This is a genomic window from Streptomyces sp. L500, from assembly GCF_054551825.1.
Genome location: NZ_JBTOLC010000026.1, coordinates 12,300 through 27,474, shown reverse-complemented (window position 1 = coordinate 27,474; position 15,175 = coordinate 12,300). Strand labels below are relative to the sequence as shown.

The 15,175-nt window shown below is 67.6% G+C and carries 14 protein-coding genes; 6 read left to right on the top strand and 8 right to left on the bottom strand.

The genetic code is table 11. The features are described from left to right. Positions 1–19: 19 nt before the first annotated feature. From ACX9I7_RS22260 to ACX9I7_RS22240, 5 genes are all read right to left on the bottom strand, one after another. Complete coding sequence (locus ACX9I7_RS22260) at positions 20–553, bottom strand: hypothetical protein (RefSeq protein WP_387576265.1); 534 nt, start codon at positions 551–553, stop codon at positions 20–22. 95 nt (positions 554–648) lie between these two features. After that, positions 649–2,625: a hypothetical protein gene (locus tag ACX9I7_RS22255; RefSeq protein WP_387576263.1), complete on the bottom strand. Its 1,977-nt coding sequence runs from the start codon at positions 2,623–2,625 to the stop codon at positions 649–651. Continuing rightward, the gene (locus tag ACX9I7_RS22250; protein ID WP_387576261.1) at positions 2,622–3,782 is read right to left on the bottom strand and encodes a 5'-methylthioadenosine/S-adenosylhomocysteine nucleosidase family protein; all 1,161 of its coding nucleotides are present in this window, start codon (positions 3,780–3,782) and stop codon (positions 2,622–2,624) included. Before ACX9I7_RS22250 ends, ACX9I7_RS22255 begins: the two co-directional genes overlap by 4 nt. Continuing rightward, a complete protein-coding gene (locus ACX9I7_RS22245; RefSeq protein WP_459388301.1) occupies positions 3,783–4,526 on the bottom strand; it encodes an NUDIX hydrolase in 744 nt (247 codons plus the stop codon). 1,326 nt (positions 4,527–5,852) lie between these two features. Next, positions 5,853–6,260 carry an FKBP-type peptidyl-prolyl cis-trans isomerase gene (locus ACX9I7_RS22240; RefSeq protein WP_387576257.1) on the bottom strand — a complete coding sequence of 136 codons (408 nt, stop codon included), beginning with the start codon at positions 6,258–6,260 and terminating at the stop codon, positions 5,853–5,855. A 1,194-nt stretch (positions 6,261–7,454) separates the two neighbouring features. Between ACX9I7_RS22240 and ACX9I7_RS22235 the strand changes: the two genes are divergently transcribed. From ACX9I7_RS22235 to ACX9I7_RS22225, 3 genes are all read left to right on the top strand, one after another. Next, on the top strand, positions 7,455–8,102 hold the full coding sequence (locus ACX9I7_RS22235) for a hypothetical protein (protein WP_358622614.1): 648 nt from the start codon (positions 7,455–7,457) through the stop codon (positions 8,100–8,102). Beyond that, the gene (locus ACX9I7_RS22230; protein ID WP_358622617.1) at positions 8,099–8,554 is read left to right on the top strand and encodes a hypothetical protein; all 456 of its coding nucleotides are present in this window, start codon (positions 8,099–8,101) and stop codon (positions 8,552–8,554) included. The genes ACX9I7_RS22235 and ACX9I7_RS22230 overlap by 4 nt, the downstream gene beginning before the upstream one ends. Positions 8,555–9,215: 661 nt before the next feature. After that, positions 9,216–9,725: a GntR family transcriptional regulator gene (locus tag ACX9I7_RS22225; RefSeq protein WP_459388300.1), complete on the top strand. Its 510-nt coding sequence runs from the start codon at positions 9,216–9,218 to the stop codon at positions 9,723–9,725. Here the strand turns inward: ACX9I7_RS22225 and adh are convergent. Both adh and ACX9I7_RS22215 read right to left on the bottom strand, forming a co-directional pair. After that, positions 9,722–11,245, bottom strand: coding sequence for an aldehyde dehydrogenase (gene adh, locus ACX9I7_RS22220; RefSeq protein WP_387576252.1), 1,524 nt, complete (start codon positions 11,243–11,245; stop codon positions 9,722–9,724). The two genes, ACX9I7_RS22225 and adh, sit on opposite strands and share 4 nt — an antisense overlap. Positions 11,246–11,314: 69 nt before the next feature. Then, the gene (locus ACX9I7_RS22215; RefSeq protein ID WP_459388299.1) at positions 11,315–12,577 is read right to left on the bottom strand and encodes a GAF domain-containing protein; all 1,263 of its coding nucleotides are present in this window, start codon (positions 12,575–12,577) and stop codon (positions 11,315–11,317) included. 223 nt (positions 12,578–12,800) lie between these two features. Here ACX9I7_RS22215 and ACX9I7_RS22210 point away from each other — a divergent pair, with 223 nt between their 5' ends. Next, positions 12,801–13,067: a holin gene (locus ACX9I7_RS22210; protein WP_189454087.1), complete on the top strand. Its 267-nt coding sequence runs from the start codon at positions 12,801–12,803 to the stop codon at positions 13,065–13,067. 304 nt (positions 13,068–13,371) lie between these two features. After that, positions 13,372–14,106, top strand: a complete 735-nt coding sequence (locus ACX9I7_RS22205; RefSeq protein ID WP_387576246.1) for a hypothetical protein — start codon at positions 13,372–13,374, stop codon at positions 14,104–14,106. Positions 14,107–14,337: 231 nt separating this feature from the next. Here the strand turns inward: ACX9I7_RS22205 and ACX9I7_RS22200 are convergent, their stop codons facing one another. Then, complete coding sequence (locus ACX9I7_RS22200; protein WP_459388298.1) at positions 14,338–14,514, bottom strand: zf-HC2 domain-containing protein; 177 nt, start codon at positions 14,512–14,514, stop codon at positions 14,338–14,340. Positions 14,515–14,563: 49 nt separating this feature from the next. Between ACX9I7_RS22200 and ACX9I7_RS22195 the strand changes: the two genes are divergently transcribed. Further along, positions 14,564–15,148, top strand: coding sequence for a sigma-70 family RNA polymerase sigma factor (locus ACX9I7_RS22195; protein WP_387576242.1), 585 nt, complete (start codon positions 14,564–14,566; stop codon positions 15,146–15,148). Positions 15,149–15,175 lie beyond the last annotated feature (27 nt).

Genomic DNA, 15,175 nt, shown 5'->3' with positions numbered 1-15,175 from the left:
CGTGGCCGTCGGAGCGGCACTACCGCTCCGCATACCGCAGGAACTGCCAGCCCAGCACGGCCAGGGCAAGTGTCTGTGCGAGTGAGACGACCACAAGGAGAGGCTGGACGGCGGGAGAGCACCAGAATGCGGTCGCGCAGATCATCGGCAAGGCCAAGTACGTGAACAGATCCACAGCGGTCTGTAGTCGCTTGCGCATGGTGCGGCTCGCATCGTCGCGGTGGTAGATCTCCCAGCCGAACGCTGCTCCGTGGGCGCCGCTGAGCTCGGCCAGCCGCGGTCCCAGCTGGTCGCGGATGTAGCAGCCGATCGCCGAGATCTTCTCGTCGTTGACCAGATAGGTCCAGCCCAGGACCAGGCAGATCACGGGTACGGCGAGCAGCAGTTGAGCCTGCCTGCTCTGGACGGTGATCGCCAGGACCGCGATGGACGCGGCGAGCGTGAAGTAGAGCAGGTTGTCACGGAATCCTATCCGGGTTTTTTGCTCCTCCTTGATGCGGTCGTACTCGGCCAGCAGCAGTTTGCTTTCGGTGACGTCTTCTATGGCGGCCATGCCCATTCCTAGGCTCGGGTCCCGGCTGGGACTGATGAGTGGGCGGGCAGGGCTCCGGCGCTCCGGCCCCTGCCCGCCGCGAAGGCCCGGAAGGCTCAGTCGGCAGCACGGAAGGGCGGCAGGTTGTGGGGGTTGTTTCGTTCCACCCAACCCTTTCCGTCCGCCGCGATTCCTTCCAGGAGTCGGAAGGTGTGGATGAAGCCGGCTGAATTGAGGTTGACTTCGGCGATTTCCTGGGCGTTCTCGTCCGGCGTCAGTTGATGGGCATCGGCGTCTTTGACCCGAATAATCCTGGCCGGCCCGTTGGTGAGGACGAGCTCCAGGTCGTAGCCGACATGGGTGCGTTCCGTGACCTGCACTGAGGACAACGCATCGAACCGGTAGTTGCTTCGTTGCTCGTTCCCACGATTTGCATCGGCGAAATCGAATTCCGTGCTGATTTCACGAACGCCATCCTGTGTGACCAGGAAAAGGCGGATGCTGTAGCGCGAGTATCGCCAAGGACCGCCCTTCACGCGCCCTCGCTTGTAGGGGCGTGCGGGTGTCACCAGGATGGTGTGGGTGATCAGGTCGCGCCAGGTGAGCTGGTAGTGACGGAGGGCTTCGTCGACGAACAGCGTCTTGTCGCAGGTGAGCCAGGTCTCCATTTCCAGCTCACTGGGCCTCGTGGTGTCCAGGAACGACTTCCAGTTCTGGTACGCGACCTGCCGCGCGGTCAGCCGCTCTTGATATTCCTGGGTTTCCTTGGCCAGGCGGTGCTCTTCACCGCGGGCCGTCAGCCATGAGGACGCAGCCGCGCGTCCGGACCAGACCGCACCGACCACGGCCAGGATGGCCAGCAGAATCTGGGACACGCCGGCACCTGAGGCCACTGTTCCGAGCAGGGTCAGAGTCGTGATGCCGAGAACGATGAAGGCGACCACGCACAGCGCCTTCGCCAGCGTCTGGTTCGGGTGGCGGTAATCGAACAGACTGCCTTTGTTGTGACGGTCTCGGGCATCCTCAGCGAGATAGCGGATCAGCCAGTTGACCCGGTCCACACTGACTCGGCTCTCGCGGTAGAGAAGCGCGATCTCGGCGACGAGACCGTTGCGGATGTGGACGGTATGACCGAGCCATTCGTGCGGGGTCAGTCCATGGGGCACGCGAGTGCTGAAGTAGTGATCGAACGCATGACGGACGCGGTTGGTGAACCCGTCCCCGGTAGAGGCGGGATCGCCTGTCGGGATGTGGGACTCACGGTTCTCGGCCTTCAGCTGATATTCCTGGTACCACCATTGGCGGCCGAAGTGAGCCGCGGTCAGGCCCGCGCCAAGCGCAATCAGTAACTCTGTGACTGCCGCAGCCGGATCCGCAGCCAGCGCCAAGATCCAGAGGAATGCGGTGACGACAACGAACAGGCCTGCCCGCACTGGGAAGGCTGCCCGGGCGGCAGCAGCGGTGCTCGGATGGGGCGGCAGGGCCCGTGGCCCGATGGGGTCGGGTTCGAAATAGGCCCAGACCCGTTGCACCCGGTCGTTGCCGAAACGAGCTGCCTCGGCCCGCTCGCGGTTCTCGGCCCACAGGCTGTCCTTCAGCCCGCCGGTGAGTACGAGGTCGAGGTGGCGGAGGATCGCGTCACGCCGACGAGGCGACAAGGCTCGTAACCGCTCCAGTACGCGACCTGGTTCACCGTCGGCGGTGCTGAGCATCGCCAGCAGTTCGAAAGCGACGCGGAGAGCGTCTTTCCACTCTCCCTCGGGGTAGTTCCGTACGAGCCCGGAGGCATGATGCAGCCGCTGGATTTCTTCGGTGCTGAGGTCGTGGTAAGCGCGAGCACTGAGCATGGCAAGCACCCAGTGGAAGCGGACCTCCGCGTTGTCGTGTCCGTGGGCGATCGCGTCACTGATCATGTCGCGAGCACGGCTGGGGATGCCATCCTCCAGGAACCGCACACCGACCTTGTACTTTTCCTGAGGCGATGCATCCGGATGGACGAAGTAAACGTTGGAGTTGTGTACGGTCTCGGCCTGGATTCCGACGGTGGAGTCGTATGCGGCCGAATTGTGCGTGAAACCGCTGCCATCGTTCATGACAAGTCACCCGCCGCAACAACCAATGGTGCCAGCCTGGCCACCAGCTCGGGGAACTCTGCGACCAGACCGCGTAACCTCTTGAGCGCCATGGTCGCCCTCTTCGGCGATTCAGGAGTCTTCTCTCTTGCCGCCCGGCGGGCAGAGCCCAGCTCGGCCAGTGCCTCTCGATAGGTGTCGTCGTCGAGGGCGCCCTCGACGTGGTGGCGCGTCAGATGCTCACGGAAATCGTCCAGTTCCGCGATCAGGTCCGCCGGGCTGGTCGCCTTCGGAGCCGCATTTAAGTGGACGCTACTCTTCTCGACTGAGCCGGCCATGATGCCAACAGTGCTGTTATGAGCGGTGTTACTGACGTGCTCATTGAGTCTGTTGGCCGTATGGCCCTTGTCTTCCTGGGACATTGCGATCTGCTCCTGTTCTCCCACCAGCTCCGCAGCCAGCCGAGTGGCGAATGCCGCCGCGTTCGCCGCGGCCCGTGGTTGCCAGTTACGGTCGTTCGCGCTGCCCTTCGTACCGTCCGCTCGATCGCTGATCCCCCGGATGATGGCCACCGGTGCCCCGTTGAGATGACCGGCCTGCGCCACACCGGCGGCCTCCATCTCGATCGCGAGCGCGTCGTTGTAGTGCTGCCGGATCCACCGCGCCTCAGCCGAGATCTTCGAGTTCTGCACGACCTCGCCGGCTGCGATCGCGCCGAAGCGTACTTGCGGCGCGCGCCCATGACCGGGCGAGTCGTCTGCCCAGTCGTCCACCCGAGCCAGATGCAAGCCGAGCTGGCTGATGCCATGCGCCGTCTCCCATACCCGGGGACGGGCCATGAGTCCGCCGTCCTCGCTGGTCCCGCCGTGGTAGGCGTACACGTGTGTCGCCATCACCACGTCGCCCAGCCTGGCGTCCCACAGGGCGCCGGCGACGCCGACGAACAACACGGCCACCGGTGAAAACTCCTGTATCGCACGCTCAGCGATCACCGCGGCGGAATGATTCCCTTTGTTCGTCAGACCGAGCGCCACACGACATGAAGTGCCCTGCACGGTTCCCACTTCGAACCGCGTCCCACGCTCATGACGGTGCAATTGTGGACCAGCCAGCTTCCTGCGCACGGCCTGGTACTCGAGATTGAGGGCGGTGAGAATCACCACCAGGTCCTTCGACATCTATTCTCCTTCCCCTCTCGTATCCTCTTGCGTCATGGACGGCACGGGTCGGATCAGTGGTGGGAACAACACCGTCTTCGGTCCGGCCCGGTACAGCCGCGCGGGCCGTCCTCCCGTGGTCCTACGCCCCGAGCCCGCGGGGATGATGAATCCCTTCACGGCCTGGACTTTCCGGTAGAAATTACGGGTGTCGAGTTCGGTTCCCCAAACCGCCTCGTACACCTGCTGCAACTCGGTTATGGTGAAGAGCTCTCCACAGAATGCCGTGGCCAGCGCCGAGAATTCGAGCTTGGTACGCGCGCGTTCGATTCCGTCCGTCACGATCCGACGATGATCGAAGGCCAGCTCCACCTCACCGGACAGAACGGTTTCCGCGGGAGCCCACACAGCATCCATGGCATCCGTTCCCGCGACCGGTTCGGGGAGCCCTGGCGCGATGGCCAAGTGGGCCACCGAAACGACTCGTCCTCGTGGATCGCGGCCTGCGTCCCCGTAGGTGGCCAACTGTTCGAGATGCACCCACCCGGCAGTCAGAGCGGTTTCCTCACTCAGCTCACGGTGTGCGGCATCCAGAATCTCCTCGCCGGCATGATTGAGGAATCCGCCAGGCAGGGCCAGCATGCCTTGAAAGGGATCTTCGCCCCGCTTCACGAGCAGGACACATAGTCGCCCTTCACGCAGCGTCAGGATCACAAGGTCAACCGTCAGTAGCACGGGCGGGGGTGACCACGCGTCAGCTTGCATGCTGCTTAAGGTACTTCGGTTCCTGTCACTTTAACAAGAAGGGTGACGCGGAGATCTCTGGTGCTGTAGTGCGGCGGTGCCCCAAGCGGTCAACTCGTCCACTGACACAGTGGAGACGGGGGCCGATCCGGGCCCGCTGGCTCGGCGTTGCCGCGAAGCGGCTCGCGAACGGGGGCTTGCGTTCCAAGAAGGCGTGGAGGGCTGCCTGACTGACGGGCGGACGGCGGTGCGTCCGCGTTGGTGAGGCAGAAGACGTCGATCTCCTCGCCCGCCGCCAGGCTGGACAGGAGACGGTGCATGTCCGGAGTGCCCAGTTGGGCGTATCGGTGTTCGCGAGGACGGACAGGGCCCGCAGGAGGGTGGTTGCGTGCCGGGCGTTCATGCGGACCTTGATAAAAGCGCCAGGACTTCAGGGGTGCGAAGCCGTGCCTTGTGGCCGGCGGTGACCCCGGTGCGACGGCGAGTGCGAATGAGGGCATCGTCCAACAGGCCTCGACTCCGCCGCTGCAAGTGATCTTCTCCGGCTCCCAGCCCAGCCGCGGGCCTCGCACAGCCAGGAGCCCGAACGCTTCCTTCGCCCAGCGACGCACGGTGGATGCAGCTACGGCGTTGTCACCGGCAATGCCGGAAGGCGCTGGTCGTGGCGGAGCGCGGCGAGCGCGACGGCCGCCTGGGCGCCAGCAGGAGCCCGTCTCTTTGCGCTGCTTGCGTACCAGGTTGGCATCGAGGTCGATGGCCCGCATCGACGGCGGGAGCCGAACCCGCTAGCCAGCTTCCTGGCGGCCCCTCGGCTGGGCGGTGGGGGTTTTCACCCACACGCCAACTCCCTCCAAAGGACCTTCTGTTGCAGCCCGACTCGATCGGCCAGCGTCCGCGCTGGCCGACCGGCGCGGGATATATCGGTCCGAGCTGGTCTGGGAGATCCAGCCCCGGCCGGCGAGCTTGCGCAGCTGAACGCGGACCGGCTCCATCTTCGTCGGCGTCCTGTCCCGGTCCAGCGGGTTCGCGACGCGGTCGCCTCGGCCCACTGCCCAAACGCGCCCCTTTTCCTGGCTCTAGAAGAACCCCGGCTTCTTCGGGGAGCGGCTCTGGAGGTGCTGGTCCGGAAAAGGTCCGGATCTTGGCGTGTGCGGTGCTCGGCGACAGCGGTGATCGGGTGGATAGGCGCGGCCTGTGGGGAGGTCGACACGACTGGCCGAGGGGATCCCACTCAGTTGGCTGCCGGCCGGCGCGCCATTAGAGCCGTGCCAGCGCCCGCTCCACGCTCCCGCCGTCCGCCACCCCCGGGAGACGGTGCAGCGCATAGAAGGGGAGGAACAGCCAGGGTCACGATGCGTTGCTCCACCCGCCTGTGCTGGAATACGAGTCAAGCAGGTCCACCACGAAGACCAGGGTCGAGCCCGGTGGGATCAACGGCGAGGGCGACTGCTTGCCGTAGCCGAGACGCGGGGGAACGATGATCTCGCGCCGACCGCCGACCCTCATCCCCCTCACCCCCCGGTCCCAGCCCTTGATGACCCTGCCGCTGCCCAGAGCGAACTTGAACGGCTGGCCCCGGTCCCAGGAGGCGTCGAACTCCTTCCCGGACTCGAAAGTCACCCCGACATAGTGGACCCTGACCACCATGCCCGGCTCCACCTCGGCCCCGTCCCCGACGACCAGGTCCCGGATGGTCAGCTCGGTAGGAGCGTCACCCTCCGGAACGTTGACCTCGGGCTTCGTCAGTTCACTCATTGCAGCCTCATTGCTCTCCGTCGAAAGCCCCCGCGCGGACCAGCCGGATACGCGGGCGCCCCATACAACAGATGGTCACGTTACCGAGAACGCCGATTCCCGGAGCACACCAGATCCAGCGACCAGGCGTGGTGATCTTTCACGTAGCCGATGAACGCGACACCGCACGCACGGTCACGCGGCAATCGCCGGCTCTGGCGAATATCAGTGGCCTGGCCCACGATTCGGAGTGGCGGCAGGCCATCACGAGGCTGTGGCCCGTTCGACGGGGTTGAGGGCCCCTTGCTGCTGACGAGCAATGTGACGGCGATGCCGAGTAGAGGGATGGCGATGCCGATGACTCACCATGCCCGTCGTGGAGCTGAAGCGCCTCCGCCAGAGGTATTTGCCCTGACGTCCAACGGCATTTTCGCTTCAGCTGCGCACGGCGAGCCGATGCGAGCCAGGATCGTGACCGGTCCGGAGTGCCTGGCGCCTTGCAGGAAAGGCATCCGACCCGCGCTTTGCGCAGGGCGGAGGCCTTTCGCCCGCTCCTGGAAGAATCCCAGCTTCTTCGGCGAGTACGAGACGAGCAGGTTCCTCGACTGCTGGGGGTGTGGGGCTGGCCGCTTGTCTGGCCTGCGGGGAAGCTTACGTGTGGGCTTCGCTGCTGGCGGTTGGCCCGTGCATGGCCCGGATCACGCCCCCGTCGGGCAGGGCGGGGCGTCGGCAAGGGACCTGTAGCGATGCCATGAACTCCCGCTCTCAGGAGGCCTCCGGCCCGCGTGCGGCCCACAGCCGCACCCTCAGAGCCGTCAACAACGAACGATCGAGCGGCGTGAGCGTCCCATCGGCAGAGGGTTGCACTTGCGAAGCTTCTGGCTGTCCGACCTGGAGGGCCCGGCTCAGACGCGAAGCGACACTGGATCACGCCCGCCGGGGGCAGGGCCCGGTCACGCCTGGCGGAGCGTGGCCCGCTGTCCGCATGGGCGTTTACTCAGAGGCCAATCGATCCACAGACGGTGGAACGGGCGCCATCCCGCGCTTCAGGAGGGCCTTAGCGTCCCGGAGAGGCTCTCATTACGGGATCGGGACCCTGGGGCCGGCCCCGAGACAGCGGGCACGAGTTTTCGATAAACGCTCGCGCGGATCCGAGGCGTAGCTTTCGAGCATCAGGGCCGAGAGCGGCTCCTGATGTCCGATGGAGGTCCCCCTATGACGCATGAACCCCCCGTGTCGCCGATCGAGGGAGAGGGCGGATTCATATCGTTCGGGGGTTCGATACCGTCCCACGTTCAGGCGCAACAAGACACGCTGTATCGCCAGATGGCCCCAGCGCTCAAGAACGAGGCTTTCTGCTTGTACGGCCACCCTCTGATTAACCTCGACGAATTGATGCCACTCGCGGCCGGTCGAGCGTTTGCCAAGTGGAGCGAAGGTGCCACCGAGCGGGAGATGGCCGTTGCCCTGAATGAAGAGGTGATGAATTTGGTAGCCCATCGCCGAGCTTTCCTTCCGGATCCGACGACGGTGAAGCTCTGCTGGGAGAATCTTGCCGAGCTCTTGAAGCCTCAGGCCATCGAGGCCGAAAAAGACAAATCGATCACATGGAATGGTCGGTTGTCGATTTATGAATCCCTGCTCAGAGTGGACACTCTGCCAGGCCAGCGAAAGGCAGTGTTCCATACGCGCGTAGTCTTCGGCATCGAGGGAGGAGAGGCTGCGCGGCTGCTCGGCAAGAACCCTTCGACTATGCGTACCACTCTTTTTGTGACCCGTAAAGCCTTGCGTTGGGCTGGCGTGGACGTGGACAACCTCGTGTCCGAGTTCTTCCCGTCGTGCATGCGAAAGGACAAGGAATGAATTATGTCGGCGCGGGCGGGCTGCCCTCCGATCCCGCATCCTCCGAGGCTCGACAGCTTGCCATGGTGCGCGAAGAGACGGTGCGCCTTCGTGCGCTTGGTAAACCACTACCTCCGCTGCGCGACTACACGCCTTCCCGAACCTATGCGGATTGGCTGGTCAATCAAGAACGGATTAGCCGGGAGCGCGCCCTCGCAAATAGGCGGTTGGTAATCCGCTGTCTGCTTGAATCCGCGTTCTGGCTAACAGGCATCACTTTGACCTTGCGGCTCTTCCGAAACGAGGATTTCGTGACCGCCGTATCTGTTGACTTAATGGGACTTGTGTTCCTGATCCGACAGCGAGTTATCGCGCTGATTGGCAGTCCACGTCCACCCAGAAAGGATCGGCCACTCGAAGAGAGTCAATCCGCACCGCAATTTCATCCGCAGGAGCGTCTCGCTAATAAGTAGTGAGCGCTCGGCTGCCCGTCGCGACCCCGACAAGCACCCTGTGCGACGGGCGGCCATATGACATCCTTAATGGGAGTAGGCGCTATGACCCACAATGGAGCGTCCGCGCAACCACAGTCGGCCCCTGGACCCAGTCTTCAGCCTCACGGCGCGCCCTCCTCTTGCGGCTGCACAGCACGGTGCACAGCGTGTGAGAAACGCGCTTACTACTGGCAGCTGGCAGGCCGCATTATTTGGAGAGCATTCAGCATTGCATTCCTCTTCGAATCGGTGATCTTCTTCGTGCTGGCCCTCATTGCCGCAGTTGGGCATGAATATCCGCGCGCTGGCGCTTGCACTGGGTGTGGCATCCTGTCCGCAAGCATCCTGGCGGCAGGGACAGCGCTTGTGAGGAAAACGCGGTAGTCAGGCAGAACTACGCATCGATCAACCGGAAACTTTGCATTCGAAGACGATTCCAGGACCCGCATGGGTCAGTCGAGCGCTGTCCGGCTGGCTACGGCAGCACGTCTCGGTCACGCAGTCCATGAGCTTCCACAGACCGATCACTAGTGTGGCGACCGCTTCGCCTACCGGGGGGGGGAACTGGAGGTTGCGGGGCGTAGCCACACGGCCTGTCTCATAGCGGTACGTTCTCGAGCCCGATGGATCCAGCCCAGGAATGTTCCTGGGCTGGATCCATCGCAGAGCAGTTGGAGAAGGGAGCCTGGTGGTCGGCCCGAGCCCACGCGGAACCTACTTACGAGTCGCCGAAGCGCTACGGCAGCGACTTGGTGACAGCGGGGCCCAACAAGTGCTGCCGTCCGAGGCCACCCTGATGCACGAATACGGTGTCTCCAGGACTACGGTCCGTCGCGCTCTCCAGACCCTCGCGGCCGAGGGCCTGCTCGGGTCCCGTCCGGGTATCGGGTGGCAGTCAGTCGCGGGCCCAGCCACCGTGGGTTCAGAATCCAAACCCACTGCCAGGCGAAACAGCTGGGTGGGGAGATTCGGCCTCCATCAGGTTTGGGTCGTGCCTGGTCCGGAACGGCTGGTCAGGCCTGGGACAGCGGTGGGACAAGGCGGTGTGTACGCCGCATCGCGGGCTGCGCGGCGGGCAACGATCGGCTTCATGCGGAAAGGCCTCCGAACCGCGCTTTGCGCAGGGCGGAGGCCTTTCGCCCGCTCCTAGAAGAATCCCAGCTTCTTCGGCGAGTACGACACGAGGAGGTTCTTCGTCTGCTGGTAGTGGTCCAGCATCATCCGGTGTCCCTCCCGCCCTATGCCCGACTGTTTGTAGCCGCCGAAGGCGGCGTGGGCTGGGTAGGTGTGGTAGCAGTTGGTCCAGACGCGGCCGGCTTGGATGGTGCGGCCGGCGCGGTAGGCGGTGGTGCCGTTGCGGGTCCAGACGCCGGCGCCGAGGCCGTAGAGGGTGTCGTTGGCGAGGGACATGGCGTCGTCGAAGTCGGTGAAGGACGTGACGGCGACGACCGGTCCGAAGATCTCTTCCTGGAAGACGCGCATGCGGTTGTGGCCCTCGAGGATGGTGGGCTGGACGTAGTAGCCGCCCGCGAGTTCGCCGCCCAGGTCGGCTCGGGAGCCGCCGGTGAGGATGCGAGCGCCTTCCTGCTTGCCGATGTCGAGGTAGGAGAGGATCTTCTCGAGCTGGTCGTTGGAGGCCTGGGCGCCGATCATGGTGTCGGTGTCCAGGGGGTGGCCCGGGATGATCGCCTCGGTGCGGGCCTTGGCCGCTTCCAGGAACGTGGCGTAGTGGCCGCGTTGGATGAGGGCGCGGGAGGGGCAGGTGCAGACCTCGCCCTGGTTGAGGGCGAACATCGTGAAGCCTTCGAGGGCCTTGTCGAGGAAGTCGTCGTCCGCGGCGGAGACGTCGTCGAAGAAGATGTTCGGGCTCTTGCCGCCCAGTTCGAGGGTGACCGGCTTCAGGTTCTCCGAGGCGTACTGCATGATCAGGCGGCCTGTCGTGGTTTCGCCGGTGAAGGCGATCTTGGCCACGCGGGGGCTGGAGGCCAACGGCTTGCCCGCTTCCACGCCGAAGCCGTTGACGATGTTGACCACCCCCGGCGGGAGCAGGTCCGCCACCAGGTCCAGCCAGACGTGGATCGAGGCCGGGGTCTGCTCCGCCGGCTTGAGGACGACCGCGTTGCCCGCCGCCAGCGCCGGGGCCAGCTTCCAGGCCGCCATCAGGAGGGGGAAGTTCCAGGGGATGATCTGGGCGACCACGCCCAGCGGCTCGTGGAAGTGGTAGGCGACGGAGTCCTCGTCGAGTTCGGAGAGGCTGCCCTCCTGGGCCCGTATCGCGCCCGCGAAGTAGCGGAAGTGGTCGATCGCGAGGGGGATGTCGGCTGCCAGGGCTTCCCGGACCGGTTTGCCGTTGTCCCAGGTCTCCGCGACGGCCAGGAGTTCGAGGTTCCGCTCCATGCGGTCCGCTATGCGGTTGAGGACGAGTGCGCGTTCCGCGGGGGAGGTGCGGCCCCACGCCGGGGCCGCGGCGTGGGCGGCGTCCAGGGCGCGTTCGACGTCCTCGGCCGTGCCCCGCGCGATCTCCGTGAACGGGCGGCCGTCGACCGGGGACGGGTTCTCGAAGTACCCGCCCTGCTTGGGCGGTACGTACTCGCCGCCGATCCAGTGGTCGTACCGCGGGCGGTACGTGACGATCGCGTCCGGGGAGCCTGGGGTGGCGTAGCGGGTCATGGCGGCCCTTCGGGTGGGTGGGGTTCGGTCGTGCGTTCGGGGGTCGTTCGGTGCGCGCGTCACGCGACGCTAGTCCCCGCCACGTTGCGCGAACGTTGCCCGTAGCCGTCCCGTCCGCGCCGCCACCCGGCCCCGGTGCCTCGCGTCCTCGGGGAGCGCGGCGAGCAGGCGCTCCCACACCTCCAGGTCCTCCTCGCCCCACGGGCTGTCCGCCCAGAGCTGGAGCGCCCCCGCGTCGTCGCCTCCCAGCACCGCCCTGCGCAGCCGGTCCTCCAGGAGCCGGCGCATCCGGCGTATCCCCGGCGCTTCGGACTGGGGGAGCAGCGGGCCGGCGTAGGTCCGCAGCGCGCCGCACAGGTCGCCTGCCGCGAGTTCGCGTTCCACGTCCGCCGCGTCCGTCTCGACGGGGACGCTCAGCCGGTACGGGCGCGAGTGCAGCAACCCGCCCACCAGCCGTCGCAGCCGGGAGAGTTCCGCCCGGAGGGTCACCGGCGGCACCGGGCGTTCCCCGTAGAGGGAGAGGGAGAGCTGGTCGCCCGTCAGGCCCGCCGGGTTGGCGGCCAGCAACGCCAGGATCTCGCTGTGGCGTCTGCTCAGGCGTAATCGGTGGCCGTCCGCCGTCGTCAGGAGTGCCTCGTCCCTGCCCAGGGCGGACAGTGTGGGCTGGCCCGCGGTGGGGCCGGTCGTCAGGTGTGCCTCGGCCGCGCGGGCCGTCGCCTGGACCAGGGCCAGGCTGTGCGGGCCGGCCAGGTGGTCGCCGCCGGTGATGTCCACCGCGCCCAGCAGCCGTCCGGTGACCGGGTCGTGGATGGGGGCCGCGGCACACGTCCACGGCTGGACCAGGCGGTTGTAGTGCTCGGTGGCGAAGATCTGCACGGCGTGGTCCAGGGCGAGGGCCGTGCCCGGGGCGTTGGTGCCGGCGTGCCGCTCGTCCCAGCGGGCGCCCGGGACGAAGTTCATCCGCTCGGCGCCCCTCCGCACCCCCGCGTGCCCCTCCACCCACAGCATCCGGCCCGCCGCGTCGCAGACCGCGAGGAGGTGGGCGCCGTCGTCCGCGATGGTGCCGAGCAGTTCGCGCAGGAGCGGCATCACCCGCGCCAGAGGGTGCGCGCGCCGGTAGCGGTCCAGTTCGTCGTCGGTCAGCTCAACCGGAGCCATGAACTCCGGACCGGGCAGCACGGCCGCCGACCGCCGCCACGAATCCGCGACGACCGCGCGGACCCGGGGGCTCACCACCCCCTCCGAGACGAACGCCGAGTGCGCGCCGCTCATCGTCCGGCTCCGCTCCGCGGGGTCGGCGCCGGACGCCATCGCCAGCCAGGGGTTGACCACGTGGACCCTCCCGGAGGTCGGCCGCCTCCGTGACCATACCGCCGGGCGGTGGCTTGTCGAACGCCGGACGAACCGGAGGAAGCGGTGGGCAGGGCTGCCGTCGTCGGTCGGTGGGTAGGACACGGACAGCGGAGAGTTGCGGTGGACACGTCACAGCGGTGACGCTGCTGCCACCTGTCACGACCTCCGCACGCACATCAGAGACTCCCGAAACGGAAACACAGTGAACCGTAAGGTACTTCTCGACATAGCCGAGCGAACCCTCGCCGCCTACGTGACCACCTTCCTCGGCATCATCATCGCCGACGGGTTCGACCTCACCAGCATCTCCGCGCTCAAGGCCGCGGCCGTCGCCGCGCTCCCCGCCGCGCTCTCCGTGATCAAGGGCGCGATCGGCAGCCGTTTCGGGGACAAGAACAGCGCCGCCTGGCTGCCCGAGCGTGACAAGGCGGGTGGTGGGGCGGCTGCCGGTCCTGCCGGCGGCCGGTAGCGCTCCTCGCCGCGCCCCTGCGGAAGCCGGCATTTCACACGGGGTGTGCGCGGCGCACCCGCGCCCACCCCCTCGCACACGCTCCCGCCCGGGCCGCCCGCGCGGTTGACTCGATAACGCGAGTCCCACTGGCGCGACGGGACCGGTGCCGCCGGTCATTCCCCCCGAGCCTGGCGGCCCGCCGCCCCGTACCGCCGGGCGGACGGTACGGGGCGGAGCCGTGCGCCCGGGCGGGGGGTCGTACGGGCGTCAGCGCGCCCCCCGCTATCGGCCCGCGCCGGGCGGGTGCAACGATGTCTCCGTCATGAGAGCAGGGCAGCAGCAGACCGGACAGGTCCCGCGCGCGCTGCGAGCCGGTGTGTTCGCAGCGGTCTGTGTGCTGCTCGCGGCCCTGGGCCACGCCGTGATGTCCGGCACCACCGTCCCGTGGTGGGCGATAGCCGTCGCCTTCACGACGACGGGCGGCTGCGCCTGGTTCCTGGCCGGTCGCGAACGCGGCCCCCTGCTGATCACGCTCGCCACGGTGGGCGCGCAGACCGGGCTGCACTCCTTCTTCACCGTCGCCCAGAGCGTTGCCGCTCGCGCGGTGGACGCGGGGATGTCCGCGTCCTCGGCCGTGTCGTCGGCCGCGTCTTCGGGCGCGTCCGATGTCGTCTGTGGTGGGTTCGCCGGTTCCGCGTCCATGTCCATGCCCATGGACCATGGGGGCATGCCGCCCATGAGCCATGGCATGGGCGGCATGGGTGGCATGCACGCCGGCCACGGTGCCCTCGGCATGTGGTCCGCCCACGTGCTCGTCGCCCTCATCTGCGGCGTCTGGCTCGCCGGCGGCGAACAGGCCGCCTTCCGGCTCGGCCGGACCATCGCCGCGCGGCTGCGCGGCCCGCTCGTCCTCCTCTTCCACGACGTACCGGCGCGGCCCCGGCCGCCCCGCGTGCGGGCCGGTTTCGGCCGCGCCGCGCAGCGGCTGCGCCAGCTGCTCTACGCCCACGTCCTCGCCACGCGCGGTCCGCCCGGACCCGTCGTCGCCGTCGCCTGAGCCCCTTCCGGGCCCGCGACCGCGACCCACCGGGCCGAATCACCTCACCGGGCCCCGCCGCCGTCCGCGGGCCACGCCTCGCCGTACGGCCGGGCGCCCGGATTCCAGGAAGGACCCAGGGCGATGACCCCTGCCCTCACACCGGCGGTCCGCTCGTGCGGGACGCTGCCGTCCGGGACACACCCGGCCGAGACGCATCCGTATGGGACGACCCCGTACGGGACGCTCCCGTCACACGAGCCCCAGGCGCGCCGTGAGCGCCTTGAGCCGGTGCACCCGTTCCTCCCAGTCGCGGCACGCGGCACAGCCCCGAAGGTGCGCGTCGAGCGCCGCGCCGGACACCTCCGGCGGCAGTTCCTCGCCGTCGGCGCGGGCGGATATGGCGGTACGGACGTCAACGCAGTGCACCCCGCCATCGTCCCCGGCACCGGGCCGGCCGCGACCACCGGGGGCCGCCGTGCGTGACGACGAGACCGTGACCGCCTGGGCGCTGGCCGCGCGCGGCGGCGACGCCGACGCGGTGGAACGATTCATCCGCGCCACTCAGACCGACGTCCGCCGGTACGTGGCGCGGCTCAGCAACGACCCGCAGGGCGCCGACGACCTCGTACAGGAGACGTTCCTGCGCGCCCTGCGCTCGCTGCCGCGCTTCGAGGGCCGCTCGTCGGCCCGCACCTGGCTGCTGTCCATCGCCCGCCGCACCGTCGTGGACCGGCTCCGCTTCCAGGCGGCGCGGCCCCGGCTGTCGGACACGGACGACTGGCAGTCGGCGGCCGAGCGCACCCAGTCCCCGGCGCTGCCCGGCTTCGACGAGGGCGTCGCCCTCTCGCAGCTCCTCGACCGGCTGCCGTACGAGCGCCGCGAGGCGTTCGTCCTGACGCAGCTGCTCGGCCTGCCGTACGCGGAGGCCGCGGTCGTCGCGGGCTGCCCGGTCGGTACGGTCCGCTCGCGGGTGGCGCGGGCGCGCGAGGCGCTCATCGTGCAGTTGGACGCGGCCGAGCGGGGGGCGTCGGCGGTACGGGTGCCGGCGCTCGCCGGGTGATTGCTCGCCGGATGACCGGCTGACGAA